The sequence below is a fragment of the Roseovarius dicentrarchi genome (assembly GCF_003316635.1).
Taxonomy (GTDB): domain Bacteria; phylum Pseudomonadota; class Alphaproteobacteria; order Rhodobacterales; family Rhodobacteraceae; genus Roseovarius; species Roseovarius dicentrarchi.
Window position 1 is genome coordinate 13,476 of the sequence record NZ_QNQP01000017.1, and the last position, 20,322, is coordinate 33,797.

15 protein-coding genes are annotated in these 20,322 nt (G+C 66.7%); 2 read left to right on the forward strand and 13 right to left on the reverse strand.

Annotated features, from left to right (window positions below; all coding sequences use genetic code 11):
- The first annotated feature begins 2 nt into the window (after positions 1–2).
- Positions 3–1,115, forward strand: a complete 1,113-nt coding sequence (locus DQ230_RS12285) for an ABC transporter permease (RefSeq protein WP_113912922.1) — start codon at positions 3–5, stop codon at positions 1,113–1,115.
- An 8-nt stretch (positions 1,116–1,123) separates the two neighbouring features.
- Here DQ230_RS12285 and gltS read toward each other — a convergent pair whose 3' ends face one another.
- The 11 genes from gltS to DQ230_RS12340 form a co-directional block, all read right to left on the reverse strand.
- Positions 1,124–2,350, reverse strand: a complete 1,227-nt coding sequence (gltS, locus tag DQ230_RS12290) for a sodium/glutamate symporter (RefSeq protein ID WP_113912923.1) — start codon at positions 2,348–2,350, stop codon at positions 1,124–1,126.
- Between the two features lie 106 nt (positions 2,351–2,456).
- Complete coding sequence (locus tag DQ230_RS12295; RefSeq protein ID WP_113912924.1) at positions 2,457–3,170, reverse strand: L,D-transpeptidase; 714 nt, start codon at positions 3,168–3,170, stop codon at positions 2,457–2,459.
- Between the two features lie 38 nt (positions 3,171–3,208).
- A complete protein-coding gene (locus tag DQ230_RS12300) occupies positions 3,209–3,841 on the reverse strand; it encodes a DsbA family protein (RefSeq protein ID WP_113912925.1) in 633 nt (210 codons plus the stop codon).
- Between the two features lie 32 nt (positions 3,842–3,873).
- Complete coding sequence (gene dsbD / locus DQ230_RS12305) at positions 3,874–5,667, reverse strand: protein-disulfide reductase DsbD (protein ID WP_113912969.1); 1,794 nt, start codon at positions 5,665–5,667, stop codon at positions 3,874–3,876.
- A gap of 58 nt (positions 5,668–5,725) precedes the next feature.
- On the reverse strand, positions 5,726–6,241 hold the full coding sequence (locus DQ230_RS12310) for a DUF421 domain-containing protein (protein ID WP_113912926.1): 516 nt from the start codon (positions 6,239–6,241) through the stop codon (positions 5,726–5,728).
- Positions 6,242–6,334: 93 nt separating this feature from the next.
- Positions 6,335–9,433, reverse strand: a complete 3,099-nt coding sequence (locus DQ230_RS12315; protein WP_113912927.1) for an efflux RND transporter permease subunit — start codon at positions 9,431–9,433, stop codon at positions 6,335–6,337.
- The gene (locus tag DQ230_RS12320) at positions 9,430–10,551 is read right to left on the reverse strand and encodes an efflux RND transporter periplasmic adaptor subunit (RefSeq protein WP_113912928.1); all 1,122 of its coding nucleotides are present in this window, start codon (positions 10,549–10,551) and stop codon (positions 9,430–9,432) included. The genes DQ230_RS12315 and DQ230_RS12320 overlap by 4 nt, the downstream gene beginning before the upstream one ends.
- A 207-nt stretch (positions 10,552–10,758) precedes the next feature.
- Positions 10,759–11,337 carry an SMC-Scp complex subunit ScpB gene (gene scpB, locus DQ230_RS12325; protein ID WP_113912929.1) on the reverse strand — a complete coding sequence of 193 codons (579 nt, stop codon included), beginning with the start codon at positions 11,335–11,337 and terminating at the stop codon, positions 10,759–10,761.
- A 6-nt stretch (positions 11,338–11,343) separates the two neighbouring features.
- A complete protein-coding gene (locus DQ230_RS12330; RefSeq protein WP_113912930.1) occupies positions 11,344–12,282 on the reverse strand; it encodes a DUF1403 family protein in 939 nt (312 codons plus the stop codon).
- Between the two features lie 187 nt (positions 12,283–12,469).
- Positions 12,470–13,585 (reverse strand): ParB/RepB/Spo0J family partition protein, encoded by a 1,116-nt coding sequence (locus tag DQ230_RS12335; RefSeq protein WP_113912931.1) that lies wholly within the window; start codon positions 13,583–13,585, stop codon positions 12,470–12,472.
- On the reverse strand, positions 13,578–14,969 hold the full coding sequence (locus DQ230_RS12340) for an AAA family ATPase (protein ID WP_113912932.1): 1,392 nt from the start codon (positions 14,967–14,969) through the stop codon (positions 13,578–13,580). The genes DQ230_RS12335 and DQ230_RS12340 overlap by 8 nt, the downstream gene beginning before the upstream one ends.
- A 525-nt stretch (positions 14,970–15,494) precedes the next feature.
- Between DQ230_RS12340 and DQ230_RS12345 the strand changes: the two genes are divergently transcribed.
- On the forward strand, positions 15,495–16,676 hold the full coding sequence (locus DQ230_RS12345; protein WP_113912933.1) for a replication initiation protein: 1,182 nt from the start codon (positions 15,495–15,497) through the stop codon (positions 16,674–16,676).
- A 4-nt stretch (positions 16,677–16,680) separates the two neighbouring features.
- Here the strand turns inward: DQ230_RS12345 and DQ230_RS12350 are convergent, their stop codons facing one another.
- Together DQ230_RS12350 and DQ230_RS12355 are read right to left on the reverse strand one after the other, a co-directional pair.
- Positions 16,681–17,358 (reverse strand): GntR family transcriptional regulator, encoded by a 678-nt coding sequence (locus tag DQ230_RS12350; RefSeq protein WP_113912934.1) that lies wholly within the window; start codon positions 17,356–17,358, stop codon positions 16,681–16,683.
- Positions 17,355–20,255, reverse strand: coding sequence for an FAD-binding and (Fe-S)-binding domain-containing protein (locus DQ230_RS12355; RefSeq protein WP_162497438.1), 2,901 nt, complete (start codon positions 20,253–20,255; stop codon positions 17,355–17,357). The genes DQ230_RS12350 and DQ230_RS12355 overlap by 4 nt, the downstream gene beginning before the upstream one ends.
- Between the last annotated feature and the right edge of the window lie 67 nt (positions 20,256–20,322).

Sequence of the window (20,322 nt, forward strand, 5' to 3'; positions counted from 1 at the left end):
CCGTGAATTTCAAAAACATCTGGAATCTGGGCATCAAGGAATTGCGCGGCCTGCTGCGCGATCCGGTCATGCTGATCCTGATCGCCTATTCCTTCAGCCTGTCGATCTGGACCTCCTCCAACTCCGCGCCCGAGGCGCTGGCCAAGGCGACGATTTCCATCGTGGACGAGGACCGCTCGCACCTGTCCTCGCGCATCGCATCGGCCTTCTACCTGCCGTATTTCCTGCCGCCGAACATGATCACCACCGATGAGATGGACGCGCGCATGGATGCGGGCACCGACACGTTCGCGCTGACCATCCCGCCCGATTTCGCGCGCGACGTGCTGGCGGGCAAGGCGCCCGCGATGCAGCTGAACGTCGATGCCACACGGATGAGCCAGGCCTTCACCGGCAGCGGCTATATCCAGCAGATCGTCAATGCCGAGGTGGCCGAATATGTCGCAGGCCAGCGGGCCGAGGCGGCGCTGCCCGTCGGGCTGGCGCTGCGCGCGCGTTACAACCCGTCGCTGGATCCGGTGTGGTTCGGCGCGATCACCAGCGTGATGCAGTCGATCACCATGCTGTCGCTGGTGCTGACCGGCGCCGCGCTGATCCGCGAAAAGGAACATGGCACGGTCGAACACCTGCTGGTGATGCCGGTATCGGCGGGCGAGATCATGCTGTCGAAAATCTGGTCGATGGGCGGTGTCGTGCTGCTGGCGTCGGCGTTTTCGCTGGTGGTGGTGGTGCAGGGGGTGATGGCGGTCCCCATTGCCGGATCGCTGCCGCTGTTTCTGGCGGGTGCCGTGCTGATGCTGTTCGCCATGACGGCGATGGGCGTTTACATGGCGACCGTCGCGGGCACGATGCCGCAATTCGCGCTGCTGATGATGCTGGTCCTTTTGCCGCTGCAAGTGCTGTCGGGTGCGCTGACCCCGCGCGAATCCATGCCCGAGATCATCCAGACCCTGATGCTGGCCGCGCCGAACACGCATTTCGTGATGATGTCGCAAAGCATCCTGTTTCGCGGCGCCGGCATCGCCACGGTCTGGCCGCAGTTCCTGGCGCTGGCGCTGATCGGCACGGTGCTGTTCACGCTGGCGCTGCGCCGGTTCCGCACGTTCCTGCGCTAAGCGGCGGGCTACAGCCCCAGCACCAGCTGGATCAAAACCGCGTTGATCAGATCGACGAAAAAGGCCGACACCAGCGGCAGCACGATGAACGCCAGCGGCGCGGCGCCATAGCGCTGCGTGACGGCGGTCATGTTGGCGATGGCGGTGGGCGTCGCGCCCAGCGTGACCCCGGTAAAGCCCGAGCAGATCACGGCGGCAAAGTAATCCCGCCCCATCGCCCGGAACACCACAAAGACGATGAACAGCGTCGCCGCCGCCGCCTGCATCGCCACGGTGACGGCCAGCACGCCGGCATGGTCGGCCAGCGTCCACAGCTGCATCGACATCAGGGACATCGACAGGAACACCGACAGGCTGAATTCCTGTATCAGCCCCATTGCGGGGGTGCCGGATGGCCACTCGATCCGGCGGAATATCCTGGGGACGACGTTTGAAATCACGATGCCCGCGATCAGGCACGGCACGAAGAGCGGCAGCTTGACCCCCGCATCCTCCAGCGCCGCATGGGCCGACACGCCGATCGCCACGGCGATGTTCAGCCACAGGATACTGCGCAGCAGATCGCCGTTGCTGACCCGGCCCCCGGCGCGCGGATGCTCTTCCAACGCGGCGCCGCCATAGGATTCCTTGGGCGCGGCGGGCAGGGCGGGGGCGTGCCGCACGATCAGATATCTGGCGATGGGACCGCCCAGAAGGCTTGCCACGATCAGGCCCAGCGTCGCGGTGGCGATGCCCAGCTCGGCCGCGCCGGTGACGCCATGGGTATCGGCCACCACCGGACCCCACGCGATGGCGGTGCCATGCCCGCCGATCAGCGCGGCGGTGCCCATCATCACGCCCGCCTGCGATGGCAGGCCGAACAGCGCCGCCCCCAGCAGGCCGATCCCGGCCTGCACGATCATGAACCCCGCCGTCAGCACCAGCAGCAGCGCCAGCATCCGGCCCCCCTTGACCAGATCGGCGATGCGCGCGGACATGCCGACAGTGGTGAAGAAATACACCAGCAACAGATCGCGCACGCCCAGATCGAACTCCACCGCCCTGCCGGTGATCGCCACCACGCCCCACGCGATCAGCGCCGCCGCGATGCCGCCCGACACAGGCTCGGGGATCGAATAGGTGCGCAGGAACGCGATCCGCGTGGTCAGGTGGACCCCGGCAAAATAGACGATGATCGCAATGGTGAACGCCGCAAAGCCGTCAATCCGGATCGCGGGCAGCGGCGGCAAATCCATGGTGGCATCCTCTGGCAGGCAGGTTTCAACGGCGGCTGCGCCGCAGCGGCCAAAGCCACGTCAATAGCGCCCGGCACCGATGGGCGCAAACGAAACCCGCACCGCCTCAGGCCGCGCTGCCCGGCCGGCCCGACGGCAGCACGATGACAGCGGCGCCGTGAACGGCCCGGTCGTGCAGGTCGATCACGTCCTGATTGAGCATGCGGATACAGCCCGCCGACACGCCCTTGCCCAGCTCCTGCCCCGTGGCGCTGCCATGCACACGGTACAGCGTATCCTTGCCATTGCGGAACAGATACAGCGCCCGCGCGCCCATCGGGTTATCCGGGCCAGGGTCCATCCCGCCATTGGCCACCGAATAGGGCGCCAGGTTCGGCTGCCGCTTGATCATGCTGGCGGGCACCTTCCAGCGGGGCCATTTGCGGCAGAACTGTAGCCGCGCCGTGCCCTCCCATACGAAGGCGGCGGCGCCGACGCTGCACCCATAGCGCATCGCCCGTTCGGGGCTTTCGACGAAATGCAGCAGCGTGGCCTCGGGATCGATCACGATGGTGCCGCGCGGGCGGTCGGGGAACGGGTTTGCCACCTCCTGCCGCCACAGGCGCGGCGCAATGATGCCCTCGGGAACCGCCGGGATCGGATAGGGCTCGGTCGTGATCGCGCCATAGAAATCGGGCAGCGGCGGATAGGCCGGCGGCGGCGCGGCGGGGGCCGCAGGGGCAGGCACCACAGGCGGCGCGGGGGACGGCGCGGGGGGCCGCGCACAGGCGGACACGCCGCCCGCAGCGGCCATCGCGACAAAGCTTCGTCTGGTCAACATGATGTATTCCTTTGGGTTTCCGGCAGAGGCGCGCGCCGTCAGGCGCGGGCGTTTGCAACCGCCTTCAGCAGCGCCTTGCGGTCCATCGCGCCGGGGTAGATGGTCTGCCCGATGATGAAGGCCGGCGTGCCTTGCAGGCCCAGCTGCGCCGCCTGCGCGCTGTTGCGCGACAGCAGCCCGTCCCATTTGGCCCGGTTCGCCCGATAGGCCGCGTCCAGCCGGTCCACTGGCAGGCCCGCGGCCTGCAAGGCGCCGGTCACCGCATCCTCGGACAGGCGCCCCTGGGTCTGCATCAGCGCCTCCATGGCCGCCTCATACGCGCCGGTATCAGCCGCACCCAGCACCAGCTGGCTGGCGCGGATCGACGGCGCGCCGAAGATCGGGAAATCCTTCATCACAAGGCGGATATTGCCATCCTCGGCGACAACGCGGGTCAGATCGGGGTGGTTCGCCTTGCAATAGGGGCATTGGTAGTCGAAAAACTCGGCGATGGTGACATCTCCATCGGGGTTGCCCAGCACCGGGCTATCGGGGTCAAACAGCACGTCCTGAACGGTCAGCGCCTGCGCCTCGGCCCGGCGCGCGGGCGGGATCATCGCCGCGCCAATCGCGCCCGCAGTGCCAGCCGCCAGCCCGCCGATCAGCAGAGTTCGCCGTGTGAAAATGGTCATTCCAACTCTCCTTTATGGTCCAGGCGGCGGCGTCATTGCACCGCCTCCGCCGCGCGGCGCACGGCGCCGGGGCGGGTGCTGCCGATGATGCGCGTGCCGTCCTTTTCGGTCTTGGTGCGGTCCAGAAACACCATCGTCGGCGGCCCCGCCGCGCCCAGCCGGGCCAGCATGGCCTGCGACGCGTCGCCCGGATCTGACACATCGACGGCGATCGCGTTCATGCCCGCCAGCGCCGCCCGCACGCCGGGGTCGGGCCAGACGCTGCGTTCGATCGCGCGGCACGTCACGCACCAATCGGCGGTGACATAGATCAGCGCGGGCGTGTCTGCCTGCGCCGCCAGCGCCGCATCCAGCTGGCCGGGCGCGGTCACGGTGGTAAACGGCACCGCATCGCCCGCCGCCCCGGCACCGCCGCCGCGCAGCCCCGCCAGCGGGCGCAGCGGATCATCGCCGCCCAGGGCCGCACCCACCGCCATCAGCACCCCGGCCAGCATCGACAGGATTCCGGCCGTCTTGGCCCCCCGCTGCGCGGGGCCGGCCCCCTGCGGCAGCAGATCCAGCGCGCCCGTAAACACACCCGCCCCGATCAGCAGCGCCGCCCATAGCGCAAGGATCACAGGCCCGCCCACCAGCCGCCCGATCAGCCAGATCGCCATGCCCAGAAAGACGAACCCGAACAGCCGCTTGACCCCGTCCATCCAGCCGCCCGCGCGCGGCAACACCTGCGCGCCCAGCGTCCCGGCAATCAGCAGCGGCACGCCCTGCCCCAGCCCCAGCGCAAACAGCGCCCCGGCGCCCAGGGCCACGTCCCCCGTCCCGGCAATATAGAGCAGCGCACCCGCCAGCGGCGCGGTCACGCACGGCCCGACAATCAGCGCCGAGGTAAAGCCCAGCGTCGCCGCCCCGCCCAGGCTGCTGCCCTGCCTGCCGCCCTGCCCGGCCCCCGCCCGCGACAGGCGGCGCGTCCAGCTGGCCGGCAGCTGCAATTCATAAAGGCCGAACATCGACAGCGACAGCAGCGCGAAAATCGCCGCAACGCCGTAGATCGCCGCGGGGGATTGCATCACCATCTGAAGGTTCTGCCCCGACCACGCCGCGGCCACCCCCAGCAGCCCAAAGGCAGACGCCATCGCCAGAACATAGACGCCCGACAGCACGGCGCCGCGCCGCATGGTCAGATCGCCGCCCTGCCCGGTCAGGATACCGGCCAGAATGGGAAACATCGGAAACACGCATGGCGTAAACGCCAGCAGCAGGCCAAAGCCAAAGAACCCCGCCAGCACCAGCACCGCGCCGCCACGGGATCGCAGCGCCTCCAGCACGCCGGTATCGCGGGCCAGCACAACGCCCGTATCGGGCGGCGGCGCCGCCGCGCTGGCGGGGCTGGCGGGGCTGGCGGCCAGTGTCTTCTGGATCGGCGGGTAGCAGATGCCGCCATCCTGGCAGCCCTGCCATGTCACCGTCACAGGCCCGGCCACGGGCGCCAGCACCGCCTCGGCGCTGCCGAAATACACCTCGACCGCGCCGAATGTCGGATCGTCCATGGCCGTGCCCGGCGGCGTTTCCAGGGCAATCGGCGCGCCGTCCTGCGTCTCTGCCGCCAGATGATCGCGGTAAAGGTAATACCCGTCCGCCACGCTCCACGACAGCACCCGCGCGCCATCCGCGCGGGGTGTCACGCTCAACCGGAACGCGTCGCTGGCGGGCATGGGCGCCCCGGCGGAGGATGAAAACAGCTGCGCCGCCGCAGGCAGCGCAAGCAGCAGTGTCAGCGCAAAGGCCAGCAGGCCGGCCGCGCGGCGGAGTGGGTTCAGGGCACGTGTCATATGCCCCTGATCGCCCGCGCAGCTTAAGCCAGGCTTAAGGCCGCCGCCCGTGCCTGCCTCATGCCGGCCCAACGCCCTTGAACAGCACCTCATCCACCCGGTCGCCATGCAGCACCGAAATATCGCCGGTGGTCTCCAGCACCACCGCGCGCACATCCGATATGTCCAGCGCGTTCGCCTCGCGCAATTTGGCGATCAGATCCTCCTCGGCCACGCGCGTCTTGCGCAAGGCATCGTGCAGGATGACGCCATCCTTCATCAGCAAGGTCGGCGTGTTCTGCACCAGCGCATTCAGCCGCGAGGACCATTGCCGCAAGCGCGACACGGCATATTGCACCGCAAACAGGCAGGCCATCGCCGTCACCGTTTGCAAGGTTCCGGTCCACTCCTGCGATTGCGCCACCCCCGCCAGAAGCGAGCCCATGGCGACGGTCATCACAAAATCGAAATTGGTCATTTTTGAAAATGACCGCAGCCCGACAATGCGCACCAGAAAGATGACCCAGAACAGCCCGAACGCACTCAGCACTGCGCCCCTGGCCAGCGCGTCAAGTATCGGTCCGTCAAATAACATCGTCATCCCCCTTGGGCCAAGGCATATGGCCTGCACCCGTGGTAGACGCTTTGCCGCCGCAACCCTACGAAAATCGACCGGCGCAACGCGCGCCTACGCCCCGGCGGGCCGCGCCGCCGCGTTTTCACGCCGCAGCCGCTGCGCCGCCATGCCCGGATCGGCGCCCCAGACCGCGATCCAGCGGTAGAAAACCGGGGTCAGGAACAGGGTAAACACGGTGGCAAATCCCAGACCGCCGACAATGACCCAGCCCACGGCAATCCGCGCCTCGGCGCCCGCGCCAGCGGTCAGGATCAGCGGCATCGCGCCGAACACGGTCGAGACCATCGTCATCATCACGGGCCGGATGCGCAGGCGCAGCGCATCGCGAATGGCGCTGTCGATATCCTGCCCCCGCTCGCGCAGCTGGTTGGCGAATTCGACGATCAGGATGCCATTCTTGGCCATGATCCCGATCAGCATCACCAGCCCGATTTCGCTGTAATAGTTCAGCGATCCGCCCGTCAGCGAAATCGCCATCAGCGCGGCGGCCAGCCCGAAGGGCACGGTCAGCATGATCACCACGGCGCTGGCGAAACTCTCGAACTGCGCCGCCAGCACCAGCAGGACCACGGCAAAGGCCACGCCAAAGACGATGATCATGCCCAGCTGGCTTTCCGACAGGCTGGCCGCCTCGCCGGTGAATGTGATGCCCATGCCGCCGGGCAGCGTCTCTGCCGCGATCGCGGACAGCCGGGTCATCGCGGCGCCGAGGCTGGCACCCTCGCCCAGATTGGCGCGCACCGACACGGCCAGCGATCCGCCCTGCCGCTCGATCTCGGACCGGCCGACGACCTGCTCCATCGTCGCGGCAGAGGACAGCGGCACGAAACTGCCCCCCGGCAGGCGCAGATAGATGGATTCAAGGTCGGACGGATCGTTGATCGGCGGGCCGCCCGGCACCACATTCACGTCCGTTTCGGTGTCATCCTCGAACACGGTGACGGCGATGTTGCCGCGCACCATCGCGGCGATCGTGCGAGTGATCTCCGCCTGTGTCAAACCGAACACACTGGCCATATCCGAATCGACGCTCACCTCCAGCTGGACCTGCACCGCATCGCCCGACAGCTGCGGATTGACGAACATCGCCTCCTGCGCCATCTCGGCCACCAGATCCTCGGCGGCGGCGGTGATCGCGTCCACGTTATTGCCGGTCACGGCAAAGCTCAGCCCCTGCCCCGCGCCCCGGATATTCAGGCTGTTGCCCGACCGCACGCTGACCTGCACCCCCGGCACCGTATCCAGCCGGTCACCGATGCTGGCAATGATCTGCGCCTGCGTTCTGTCGCGCGCCGCCCAATCGGACAGCCGCACGATGATGAACGCGCTGGTGCCGCCGCCGATGCCGATGATGCTCTGAACGGCGGTGACTTCGCCGCTGTCGCGATAGGGGTCCAGGATATCCTCGATCTGGGTCACTTGGGTGTCCAGATATTCAACCGTGGTGTCGGACGCGCCGCGCGCCATGATCATGAAGAATCCCCGATCCTCGTCCGGCGTGATGCTGGAGGTCAGCGTACTGGCCGCGCCCGCCGCGATAATGGCAAAGCCGCCCGCGATGGCGATCACGATCAGCGGCGTGCGGATCGCGTAATCCATCACCGCATCGAACCCGCGCACCGCCCAGCCCGGCGCGTCCGGCGCGCGGCTTTGCTGGCCCGGTTTGCCGGGGTCAAGGAAGGCCGCCATCACCGGCACCAGCGTCAGCGCCGTGACCGAGGAGATCGCCACCGCATAGGCCAGCACATAGCCAAATTCGCTGAACACCCCGCCCGCCTGTCCGGGCAAAAACGAGATCGGGATAAACACCGCCGCCAGAGTCGCGGTGGTCGAAATCACCGCAAAGAATACCTCATTCGCGCCGGCCGCAGCGGCGGCAAACGCGCCCATCCCCTCGCGGCGCTTGCGCATGATGTTCTCGATCACGACGATGGCATCATCCACCACCATCCCGGTGGCCAGCACCAGCGCCAGCAGGCTGATCGTGTTGACCGAAAACCCGGTCAGCCAGATCGCCGCAACGGTCCCGATCAGCGCAACCGGGATGCTGACCGCCGGGATCACCGTCGCGCGGGGCGAGCGCAGGAAGACAAAGATTACCGCAACCACGATCACGGCGGCCAGACCGATGGATTTGACCCCCTCGTCAATCGACCCTTCGATGAACACGCCATCATCCGAGGTGATGATCAGATCCACACCGTCGGGCAGGGACGGGCGCAATTCTTCGACCGCGCGGCGCACCTCGCGCGAGATGGTCAGCGTGTTGCCGACCGATTGCCGGGTGATATCCAGACTGACCGCCGCTTGCCCGTTGACGCGCGCCGTCACGGTGCTGTCCTCTGGAATCAGGCGGACGAATGCCACATCGGCCACCCGCGTATTGGCGTTGATCGGGATCTGGCCGACGCTTTCGACCGTGACATCCGCATTGGCCACGCTCAGCGCCAGCGTTTGCGTCCGCGTCTCCAACTGGCCCAGCGGCGTGTCATCGCGCAGGGCGGTCAGCGCGTTCGATACGTCAAAGATGGTCAGTCCCCGGCTGAGCAATACCGGCATATCCAGCCGGACGCGGAATTCGTTGGACCGGTTGCCGCGCACCGTGACTTCGGCCACGCCGTCAATGGTGGTCAGCCGGTCATAAATCGGCCCCTCAGCCAGAGTGGTCAGCTCGTCAAATGTCGCGTCGCCCAGAATCGCCAGACGGATGATCGCATCGGCGTTGCTGTCGCTTTTGGTGACGACCGGGTCATCCTCCAGATCGTCGGGCAGCCGGCGCAGCGTGGCCGAAACGATTTCACGCGCCTCGTTGGCGGCAACGTCCACATCGGTGCCCTCGGACAGGTCAATGGTGATCCGGCTCTGCCCGGTGGAGGAGCGCGATTCGATATAGGACAGCCCGTCCAGCGCGCTCAGCGCGTCCTCCAGAACCTGCGTCACCTCGCTGTCCACCGTCGCGGGAACGGCGCCCTCGTAAGTGGTGCGCACCGACAGAACGGGCCGGTCCACATCCGGCATTTCGCGCACATCCACCGCGACCAAGGCCGCCAGCCCCGCAATCAGGATCAGCAGGTTGATGACCAGCGCAAAGATCGGCCGGCCCACGAACAGCCCCGCCATCCCGGCCCCGGCGGGATCAGGCGCGCTCATGCCGGATCTCCGCCAGCCACCGGCAGGGCAATCCGCGCGCCGCTGCGCAGCTTCTGCGCGCCTTCAGTCACAACCATCGTGCCCGCCTCGATTTCCGCGTCGATCCACACCGTATCATTGCGCCGGAACAGCAGCGTGACGGGCAGCCGCTGCGCGGTGCCATCCACATCAATGTAGATCCCCGACCCCTCGCGCGACCATGTGATCGCCGTTGCCGGCAGCGACGGCAGCGGCGCGCTTTGCTGCGTCAGGCGCACGGAAAATGTCATGCCCGGCCACAGGATGCCGTCCGAGTTGTCAATCCGCGCCTTCACCGTCACGCTGCGCGTGATGCTGTCGATGCGGCTGTCGAACGAGGTGATTTCCCCCCGGAACACCCGCCCCCGAAAGGTCGGCGTGCTGGCCAGCACCTCGCGCGCGCCTGCCAGCAGGCCAATCGTCCGCTCGGGCAGCTCGAATTCGACCACCAGCGTTTCGGACTGGTCAATGGTCGCAATCACGCTGTCATTGGCCAGCACATCGCCGACGCCGATATCGCTCAGCCCCAGCTGGCCGGATATGGGCGCGCGAATGGTGCGATCCTCCAGATCCACCTGCGCCAGACCTACCGCCGCCTCGGCCAGACGAACCGCCACGCGGGCATCGGTCAGGGTGACATCCGTGACCGTGGAATTGTTGCTGGCGCTCAGCCGCTCGTAGCGCGACAGCGTATCGCGCGCCTGATCCAGATTGGCCTGCGCAATCTCAAGGTTGAACGCCTCCGTGCGCGCGTCAAAGCGCAGCAGAACCTCGCCCGCCTCGACGGCGCGGTTGGCGGCCAGGTTCGCCTCCGTCACCGTGCCGGCTGTATTGGACACCACATCGACGCTGCGCAGGGCCGACGCGGTGCCGATGGCGTTCAACACGCTGGTATAGGGCCGAAACTCCAGCGGCGCGGTCACCACGCTGGTCGCGGGCGCGCGTGCGCTGCGGCCTGCGGCGCCCGGTGCGGTGGGGGCCGGCGCGCCCTCCTCTGCCGCAGGGACCAGCCCGGCAATCGGGGCCGGCACGCCGAAAGTCACCAGATACGCCGCCAAAAGAATCAGCGCGCTGATCGCCAGCATCACAAATCTGCGCATCCCGATAACCCCTTTCGCGGTGTTGGTCGCCCTGCCGCATCATGCGGCGCGCCGCGCGCCCGCGCCAGCCCTTGCGCCCGCGGTCCCCCGACCTTGTGCCACTTATGTTGCGCCCACGCAGCCGCGTTATTGTCGCAACCTGTCGCGCCTATCGGGCCTGTTACATCTTGCGACATTTCAAATCCGCCCGCGCGGACCTGCCGGCCGCTATCCGGCCTCCTCCGCGCTCTGCGGCAGGTTGCGCAGGCTGTCCAGATCGAAGGTCAGCAGAAACTCCGGCGTGGTGACAAAGGTATGCGGCGCGCCGGGTCCGGGGCTTTTCGGCCCGTTTGCGATCAGCCCCCTGTAGCGCAGTCGGCCCAGCAGATCCCTGCTGATCTGCCTGCCGAATATATCGGCCAGCCCGGCCCTGTCGATCGGCTGGTGATAGGCGACGGCGCACAGCACGGCCAGCTCCTCCTCGGTAAAGCCGTGCGCGTCACCGCCGAGATCGGCGGCCGCCCGGATCGCAGACGCGTATCGCGGGCGCGTGCGAAATATCCAGCCGCCGGCCACCGCCGCAACCTCGTAGGGCTTGCCGGCCAGCCCGGCCTGAATATCCGCAATCAGCAAATCGAGATTTGCACCCTGCCCCACCACCCGTTGCAGCGCCTGCCGGTCCACCGGGCGGCTGCTGGCAAAAATCACCGCCTCGATGCGGTTCATCCACTCGCGCCAGCGCGGGCCGGGTTGCAGATCGGCCAGCTCGCGATCCAGCGGCTCAGTGTCTGTTTTCATCCGCACCATCCGGCTCTAACCCAGCCCATAGAGTCGAAATGTCGCCCGCCCCGTCAATTCGCGCACCACCCCCAATGCTACCAGCCGGTCGCACAGGCGGCGCGCCGACCGGTCCGTCATGGCAATGTCGGTGCCGCGAATGATCGGCGACAGCATGGCGGACGGCAGAACCGCGTCCTCGGAAAGGAAAACGCCAATCGCCGCCGCCGCCCCTTTGGAACGGAGCCTTGGCGCCACCGCCCGCAGCCGCGCCGCCCGCCGCGCCAGATCATGCGCCGCGCGGATCGCGTCCTGCGCCGCGCGGGCAACCGCGATATGGCACTCAAGGCCGATATCCGCGCCATCGCTGGCCGCGCGAAGCGTCCTGCGGCTGACATGCGCCGCCAGCAGCGGCAGCGGCGCGCCCCACCCCAGGGACCGCGCCAGCATGACATCCGCACAGAGCAGCGCCGCCGCCTCTGCCCGTGGAAAGGCGCCCAAGATACTGCCCAGCAGCGCCGCGGCGCGGGCCACCGGGCTGCCCGCCGCCTCTGCATGTGCGATCCAGCCGGGCAAAGGCGCCTGCAATTCCGCGGCCAGCAGCGCCCGCAGCCGCCCCTGCCAGCCCGCCCGGCGCAGATGCAGCGCCGCGCCCGCGCGCCAGAAGGCCAGCATATCGCCGTCCGGACCCATCGCATCGCCGGGCATGGTCAGATAATAAGCGTCGCGCAGCGCGGCGCCTGCCACGCCCCTGCCCTCGATCTTGCAGCACTGTCCGGCAGCGCGCAGCGCCAGCCGCGCGCGCAGCACCCCATCCGGCACACTCAAACCCGGATCATGCAGCGCCCCATGCAACAGCGCCAGCGCCGCACCGCTGGCAAATGCCGCCTCGTCGACGCTGCCGGGCGCCCGCGCGTCAAACATCCAGGGCGGCAGGACGGGCGCGGGTGTATCATCTGTGGCCGGGTGTTTCATGGCGGGCAGCGTAGCCGCGAACGGCGCTTTGTGCCAGCATTAATCGCCGTAACCGCCGCGCCCTGCCGGCCTCAACAATGTCCAATAAGTTTGCCTTATCGGACGCAATCAAAAGCCCGGCGCCGCTGGCCCATCGGGCTGAAAACAGCCCGGCCCGGCGCCGAGGTTTCGCCACGAAACCTGCGCGCTACTTCTCCAGTAGCGCGCGGATTTCGTTCAGCAGATGCTCCATCACGGCGGCGTCCATGCCCTTGCCCTCAAAGCGCAGGATGTGTCCCTTGCTGTCTTGCTGGTGGCGGATGGTGATGCCCGCCGAAGTGTGCAGCGTCTCGGCCCCCTGCCAGCCGGATGTGCGCGGCGCCGCCTTTGGCCGTCCGCCCCGCCGCTTGTCCGGCGCGGGCGCCTCCAGCGCGTCGATCACCGATTCGATGCGGGTCCATTCCGCCTCTGCGTCGGCGGGGGGATGATCGCCCAAGGCGTCGCGCAGCCCGGCCTCGGCCCCGCTGCGCAGCGCTTGGGCCAGCCGCAGACCCCGCTTTTCGCTGAGCGCCTCGGGGAAGGTCAGCATATCGCCCAGCTCCTCGAATATCATCGCAAAGGAGCGGACCTTGGACCTCTTGGCCTTGGACCCGGTGGCGTAAAGGCGGTTCACCGCCTCCTCGACATTGACGAACGCGCCCTGCTGCGCGGCGATCACGGCGATGCGGCCCCGCTCGAACTGGCTGAGGTCCGAGCGGACCTCGTTCTCCTCGACCATGGACACGAACGCCTGATCGGCCTCGGCCGGCGGGCGGATCACGGCGCGGATGGTGCTGTATTTCGCCGCCTCGGTCAGATCCAGCAGCGCCTGCACCGCCATGTAGCGCCGATAGCCCGACACCAGCGCGTAATGCGGCGCGCCCTCCTGCGGATCGGGCAGCGCGAACACCTCGATCGGCAGCCGCAGGCCGCTGGCGGCGATGGACTGGCGCAGCTCGGTCATGTCGGCCTCGTCCAGGTCGATCCGGTCGCGGATCATCGCGTGCGGGTCGATCTGGTCCAGCGGCAGATCGGCCATCAGCCGCCCGTCCCCTTGCGCATCGCGCAGCCGCTGCGCATCGGCGGCGTTGCGCGCGTTTGCGGCGCGCGCATCCGGGCTGCCCAGCTGGGCCTGCGCCGCCGCCTCGCCCGCGACCTGCGCGATGGGCGCCACCGCGCTGCCCGCGCCAAAGCCCGCGCGCCCCGAGGTTTCGCGGCGAAACTCATCCTCGATCCGGCCCAGATCCTCGGCACTGGGCGCCTCCAGCTTTCTGCGTTTAGCCATTGTCTGTCTCCTCCTGCGGGGATGTCTGAAGATCGCGATACCATGTGCCCAGGATCAGCTCTTTCACCTCGGCCCATGTGCGATCGAACGTCTCGCGGCCGCGCACATAGGTGTCGCGGTTGAATTCGCGGTAATCGGCCTCGTAGATGCCATTCACCTGCTCGCCCGCCTGGCCCACCATCGCCGTCAGCTCCTGCCGGTAGGTGGTCATGAAATCGCCGAAATAGGCCTGAATGACATTGGCCAGATCGGTCTGCTGGCCCGCATCGAACCGGGTGATCAGGGCGCGCACGGCGTCCCATTCGAATTTGACCTCCGGCAGGCCATCGGCGCGGCGGACGGCGTTTTCACCCTCCTCGATGCTGGCGAAGGTGGAGTAGAGCATATCGAAAAACCGCCCCGTCGAGTCGAATTCCAGAAACGACGCCCCCAGCGGCACCAGCAGGATATCGGCCGCCGCCAGCGCGTTGATCGTCAGGTAGCCAAGCGCGGGCGGAGTATCCAGAAAGATGATGTCGTAATCGTCAAGGATGCGTTCGCCGCTGAGCGCGTTCGACAGCGCATCCCACAGCGACCAGCTGCGCAGGCCCATGCGCCAGACCGGGATCTGGAATTCGGCCCAGTAAAGATTCAGCTGCGCACCCATCAGGTCGATATTGGGCCAGTGGGTGGGCTGGATGATGTCGCGGGCGCGCGTATTCAGCGCCTCGGTCAGCGTCTCGTCAAAGGGCAGAGGCGGCAGATCGGCGGCGGCGCGCACGGTGTTTTCGCCCTGCACCGCCTGCGCGTAATCCTTGGCCAGCAGCGGAAAGGCGGTGGACCATTCATCGGGCACGTCGCCGCCCATGATCGAGGTGAGCGAGCCTTGGGAATCCAGATCGATCACCAGCACCTTGTAGCCGTCCAGCGCGGCGGACATGGCCAGATGCGCGGTCGTCGTGGTCTTGGACGTGCCGCCCTTGAAATTGGACACGGCGACGATTTTGGCAGGCAGCCCCTTGGGCCGCCATGGCAGATATTCGCGGTCTGCCGCGCCCTCGGCGGCGAAATGCTGGCGCAGGCGCAGCACCTCCTCCAGAGTGAACCACTTGGAATTGCCCTCGCCCACGCCCTGCGGCAGGTCGGGGTATTTTTTCAGCACCCGGCGGAAATGGGCCGGGGCGACGGGGATCAGGTATTTGCAGATCTCCCATGTGGAGAACCGGCGCAGGCGTTTCTTGCCGTCGGGGGCATAGCCGCGCTTGGCCAGATCCTGCCGGCCTTTCGCGGCGAAAGCGGCGGCTTTGGCGAATCGCGCGGTCGAGATAGGCTCGGACAACCGGGCTGCGGCCTTGGCCGGATCAATGTTGAAATAGGGGGGGATGGGATCCTTGCCTGCGGTCATCCGGTTTCCTTTGTGATGTGCGCTGTCTTATGCGTTTTTTAACAATCTATGGCACATCGCACCGGCCAAGTGAATCGCCAAGGCAGGCTTTGCCCCTTAAATGCAGAGTATTGACGCAAGGAAGCAGCCACAAAGTTGAAGAATCTTTAAGAACTTTAGAATCTTTGGCCCTGATAATCCTATTATTTCCAGCAGGTTACACCTGTTTGGGCGCCCGGATACAGGCCCAAGGGCACCCGGATGCGGGATGAAGGGGACCGCAAAGCAGGGGCAGGGGCGCCGATTCGCGGGATAAGGGGCACCCGGCCCGTATTAGAGCCTGTTATCGCCGAATCGGGCCATCTTTCCGCCGTATCCGCGCAAGGCCATCCTGTAAACGGGTCCGCTTGGCGGCCGCTGCGCCCTGCGCCCGGTGCATTAAGAACCCGTTTACGGGACCGGGTCCAAGCTGGCAAAGGCACCCGGCAAGGGATTGAAGCGGGGTCCCTGCGCAGGCATACTGGACCAAAAGCGAGAGGCAAGGCGATGGACGACATTCCACGCGACAAGTTGAGCGGCGCATTGCGGCGCGGCGCGGTCAAGAAACACGTGGCGGCGATCCATGTGTCGGGCAAGCTGACGCTGCTTCAGCGCAAGCTGTCCAACGTGCTGCTGCTGAACGCCTATGACACCCTGACCAGTCAGAGCCATCACCAGATCGACGCGCGCACGCTGTGCCTGATGATCGGGTATAATTCCAACGACCTGCAAACGCTGAAACAGTCTCTGCGCGGCCTTGCAGAGACTGTGGCCGAATGGGATATGCTGGACGCGCAAGGGCAGCAGGAATGGGGCGTGTCCAGCCTGCTGAGCTATGCCAAGCTGAAGGGCGGCGTGTGCGAATACGCCTATTCCCCGGCGCTGGCGGAAAAGCTGCACGACCCCAAGGTGTTTGCCCTGATCAACCTGAACATTCAGCGCAAGTTCACCAGCGGCCATGCGCTGGCGCTGTACGAAAACTGCTACCGCTTTGTGCGCACGGGCAGCACCGGCTGGTGGACGATGGACCTGTTCCGCCGCCTGATGGGGCTGGACGGGTCGGCCTATTACGAGAGCTACAAGCACCTGAACGCCAAGGTGATCAAACCCGCCGTGGCCGAGGTGAACCAGACCAGCAACATCGTCATCACGCCCGAAATCCGCAAGCGCGGGCGCACGGTGTCCGAGCTGCGCTTTGTCATCAAGGAGAACCCGCAGCTGGCGATACTGGATCTGGACGACGGCGCAGGGGTGCGGCACGGGCAGGTTTATGCCCGGCTGCGCGATCTGGGGGTCAGCGACCGTCTGGCGCGCCAATGGCTGTCCACCCACGGCGAAGAGCAGGTCGCGGCCAAGATCGACTATGTCGGCAAGCGCAAGAATGTCGATAGCATGGTCGGCTATCTCAGCGCGGCGCTGGCGGGCAATTACGGCGCGGAGGCCGCGCCCGAGGCCAAGCCGCAATCGCCCCGCGCCGAACGTCTGAAGCGCCTGCTGGAGGCGGTGGCCGCCCGCAGCCCGACGCAGCGCGACGCTGACAAGCGATTGTTCCTGAACCAGATCACCGAGCCGGCCAAGCGGCATGATTTCGAGCGGTTCGGCTGGATGTCGGCGCTGAACGTGGCCGAAATCTGTGCCTTTTGGGAGGAGTTCAATCCGGGCCTGTTCGATGGGCTGGAGCCGGTCTAGCGGATCAGGCGGCGCCGGGTTCCTGCGTTTGCAGCCATTGGATCACCGATGCGCGCTTGGCCTCCATGTGGCGCAGCAGGGTCTGCCCCAGCGCCGCGCCGTCGCGGGCCGACAGGTGGGTGATGATATCCTCATGCTCGGCCACCGCCTGCGCCCAGCGGCCTTCGGTCATGTTGGCCAGATAGCGCGCGCGCTGCATCCGCAGCGACAGCGCAAGGCAGGAGGCGGTCAGCGTATTGTTGCGCGCGGCCAGCAGGATCGCGCGGTGGATCTGCTGGTTCAGCGCGAAATATGACTTCAGATCGCGCGCGGCATAGCTGCGCATCATCTGGTCATGCAGATCGCGCACGGCGGTGATTTCGCCGTCCGTCATCGCCCGGCAGGCCAATTCGCCCGACAGCGCCTCCAGCGCGCCAAGGACGGGGAACACCTCGTCCACCTCGGCCACGGTGACGGGGGTGACCCATGCGCCGCGGTTCGGCTCCAGCCGGACCAGACCGTCCGAGGCCAGCACCTTCAGCGCCTCGCGCAGCGGGGTGCGCGAGACGTCGAATTGCGCGCACAGATCCTTTTCCGGCACCTTGGCGCCCGGCGCCAGATCGCCGTTGATGATCAGCTGTTGCAGGCGGCTGACCAGCTGCTGATGCAGGGAGGTGCGTTTGATCGGCTGGGCGGCGTTCATGCGGTATCAGATATCTTTTTCAGGGCCATTTCAAGGACGCGCGCCACGTGGATCGGTTTGCGCCCGGCGGTATCTGATATCTGATGGCGGCAGGATGTGCCATCGGCAACGATCAATGTGGTGTCGTCGGCGGCGCGTACCGCCGGGGCCAGATCCAGCTCGGCCATCTTGCGCGATACCTCGTGCGTGTCCGTGGCATAGCCGAACGATCCGGCCATGCCGCAGCAGCTGGTTTCGACCGTTTCGATTTCGGTATCGGGCAGGCGGGCGAGCGTTTTCTGAATGGCCGACATCACGCCCATCGCCTTTTGGTGGCAATGGCCGTGCAGCAGGATCTTGGGCGCGGGCGATTGCAGCGGCAGTTTTAAATCGGGGTTATCCTGCTGATCGGCGATATATTCCTCCAGCATCCGGGCCTGCCGGGCCAGCAGGGCGGTATCGTCGCCCGGCAGCAGGGCGGGGATTTCGTCGCGCAGGGTCAGAAGGCAGCTTGGCTCCAGCCCGATGATGGGCAGGCCCTGCCGGGCGGCGGGCAGCAGCGCATCGACCAGGCGTTGCGCCTCGGCCTTGGCCTGATCCACCAGACCGGCGGACAGGAACGTGCGCCCACAGCAGAGCGGGCGCTGGCCCTTTGGTGCGGCGACGACCTGAACGGGGATCCGGGCGGCGTCCAGCACAGTGCAGGCGGCGCGCAGATTCTCCGGCTCGAAATAACGGTTGAAGCAGTCGGCAAAGAGGATCGCCTGCGGGGCATCTGCGGCGGCCTCCGCATCGCGGAAGGGTCGCGCGCTCCATTTCGGCAGGTCGCGGGTGGCGGTAAAGCCGGTCAGACGCTCGGTCAGGCGGGCCATACCCGGCAGGCTGTTGCGCAGGTTCGCCAGCGCCGGGGCGCGCGCGGCCCATGGCGCATAGCGCGGCAGGTAGCCGACCAGCCGGTCGTGCAGGCTGAGGCCGCGCGCGCGGACGCGGGCGGCCTGCACCTCGATCTTCATGCGGGCCATGTCAACGCCGGTGGGACATTCGCGCTTGCACCCCTTGCAGGAGACGCACAGCTTCATCGTGTCGGCCATGGCATCGGAGGTCAGCGCATCCGGGCCAAGCTGCCCGGTGATTGCCAGCCGCAGGGTATTGGCGCGGCCGCGGGTCAGATCCTGCTCCTTGCGGGTGACGCGGAAGGACGGGCACATCACGCCGCCCTTCAGCTTGCGGCAGGCGCCGTTGTTGTTGCACATCTCGATCGCGCCCTGAAACCCGCCGCCGCTGCCCGTCCAGTCGGACCAGTCCAGCGCGGTCTGCATTTCGGGGGCGGCATAATCGGGGCCATAGCGGAACAGGCGCCGGTCATCCATTTTCGGCGCATCGACGATCTTGCCGGGGTTCATGAGATTATCGGGGTCAAAGCGCGCTTTGACTTCGGCGAAATTGGCCACCATGCGGGGGCCGAACATCTTCTCATGAAATTCGGACCGCACGATGCCGTCGCCATGTTCGCCCGAATGCGACCCCTTGTAGCGCGCGACCAGATCGAAACATTCCTCGGCAATCGCGCGCATGGTGGCGGCGTCCTTGTCCAGTTTCAGGTTCAGCACCGGGCGCACATGCAGGCAGCCCACGGATGCGTGGGCATACCATGTGCCGCGCGTGCCGTGCCGCTCGAAAATCTCGGTCAGGCCGGCGGTGTAGGCGGCCAGATCGGGCAGGGCGACGGCGCAATCCTCGACAAAGGACACCGGCTTGCCGTCCTCCTTCATCGACATCATGATGTTCAGGCCCGAACTGCGCAGGTCGGCGATGCGGCCCTGCATGGCGGCATCCGTGACATGGGTCACGCCGCCCCATGCGGGGCCGGCGCCGGTCCAGGAATAGCCCAGATCGCCCATCATTTCGTCCAGCGCGCGCAGCTTGGCGGGGTGGCGGCTGGCATCCTCTTCGGCGAATTCGACCAGCAGCAGCGCGGCGGGGGTGCCGGTCACGACCTCCTCGATGGTCGCGCGGAACATCGGAATGTCGCGGGCCAGCGCGATCATGGTGGCATCGACCAGCTCCACCCCTTGCGGGTTCAGCGTGACCAGATGCTGCGCCGCCTCCATCGCCTGACGGAAGGTGGCGAAATGGCAGATGCCCAGCACCTTTTGCGTCAGGATCGGCCACAGCTTCAGCTCGATCGCGGTGGAATAGGCCAGCGTCCCTTCGGAGCCGACCAGCAGATGCGCAAGGTTATTGGGCGCCTGCGCGGGCGTCAGCGCGTCGATATTATAGCCGCCGACGCGGCGCATCACATCGGGAAAGCGGGCGGCGATTTCATCCGCCTCGCGCGCGCCAAGGCGCAGCATGTCACCCCGCAGATCGGTCAGGCCGGGCGACGGGTCGGGGCCGAAATGGTGATGACTGCCGTCGGCCAGAAACCCGTCAATCGACAGCACATTGTCGCGCATCATGCCATAGCGCAGCGATTTGCCGCCGCAGGAATTGTTGCCGGTCATGCCGCCGATGGTGGCGCGCGACGCGGTGGACACGTCCACCGGAAACCACAGGCCATGCGGCTTCAGCGCGCGGTTCAATTCGTCCAGAACGATGCCGGGACGCACGACGCAGCGCATCCCCTCAACATCCAGTTCCAGAATGTCGTTGAAATACTGCGTGTTATCCAGAACCAGCGCCTCGTTCACCGTCTGCCCGCATTGCGAGGTGCCGCCGCCGCGCGGCAGGATCGGCACGCCCTGATCGCGGGCAATATCCAGCGCGGCGCGGATGTCATCGACTGATTTCGGCGACAGCACCCCCAGCGGCATCATCTGATAAAGCGACGCATCGGTGGCGTAGCGCCCGCGCGAGAAGCGGTCGAACATCACGTCGCCTTCGACGCGGGATTTCAGAAGGTCGGCAAGCTGGGGCATGGGGCGTTGTTTCCTCGGGCGCGACATTTTCATTGACATAATTTTGAATTCAAAATTAAGTTTAAGC

Excerpts from the sequence above, each read along its gene's own strand:
- dsbD (WP_113912969.1), bottom strand. The coding sequence starts at position 5,667 with ATGACACGTGCCCTGAACCCACTCCGCCGCGCGGCCGGCCTGCTGGCC.
- DQ230_RS12315 (WP_113912927.1), bottom strand. The coding sequence starts at position 9,433 with ATGAGCGCGCCTGATCCCGCCGGGGCCGGGATGGCGGGGCTGTTCGTG.
- DQ230_RS12310 (WP_113912926.1), bottom strand. The coding sequence starts at position 6,241 with ATGTTATTTGACGGACCGATACTTGACGCGCTGGCCAGGGGCGCAGTG.
- DQ230_RS12300 (WP_113912925.1), bottom strand. The coding sequence starts at position 3,841 with ATGACCATTTTCACACGGCGAACTCTGCTGATCGGCGGGCTGGCGGCT.
- DQ230_RS12295 (WP_113912924.1), bottom strand. The coding sequence starts at position 3,170 with ATGTTGACCAGACGAAGCTTTGTCGCGATGGCCGCTGCGGGCGGCGTG.
- DQ230_RS12335 (WP_113912931.1), bottom strand. The coding sequence starts at position 13,585 with ATGGCTAAACGCAGAAAGCTGGAGGCGCCCAGTGCCGAGGATCTGGGC.
- gltS (WP_113912923.1), bottom strand. The coding sequence starts at position 2,350 with ATGGATTTGCCGCCGCTGCCCGCGATCCGGATTGACGGCTTTGCGGCG.
- DQ230_RS12340 (WP_113912932.1), bottom strand. The coding sequence starts at position 14,969 with ATGACCGCAGGCAAGGATCCCATCCCCCCCTATTTCAACATTGATCCG.
- scpB (WP_113912929.1), bottom strand. The coding sequence starts at position 11,337 with ATGGTGCGGATGAAAACAGACACTGAGCCGCTGGATCGCGAGCTGGCC.
- DQ230_RS12350 (WP_113912934.1), bottom strand. The coding sequence starts at position 17,358 with ATGAACGCCGCCCAGCCGATCAAACGCACCTCCCTGCATCAGCAGCTG.
- DQ230_RS12320 (WP_113912928.1), bottom strand. The coding sequence starts at position 10,551 with ATGCGCAGATTTGTGATGCTGGCGATCAGCGCGCTGATTCTTTTGGCG.
- DQ230_RS12345 (WP_113912933.1), top strand. The coding sequence starts at position 15,495 with ATGGACGACATTCCACGCGACAAGTTGAGCGGCGCATTGCGGCGCGGC.
- DQ230_RS12355 (WP_162497438.1), bottom strand. The coding sequence starts at position 20,255 with ATGCCCCAGCTTGCCGACCTTCTGAAATCCCGCGTCGAAGGCGACGTG.
- DQ230_RS12330 (WP_113912930.1), bottom strand. The coding sequence starts at position 12,282 with ATGAAACACCCGGCCACAGATGATACACCCGCGCCCGTCCTGCCGCCC.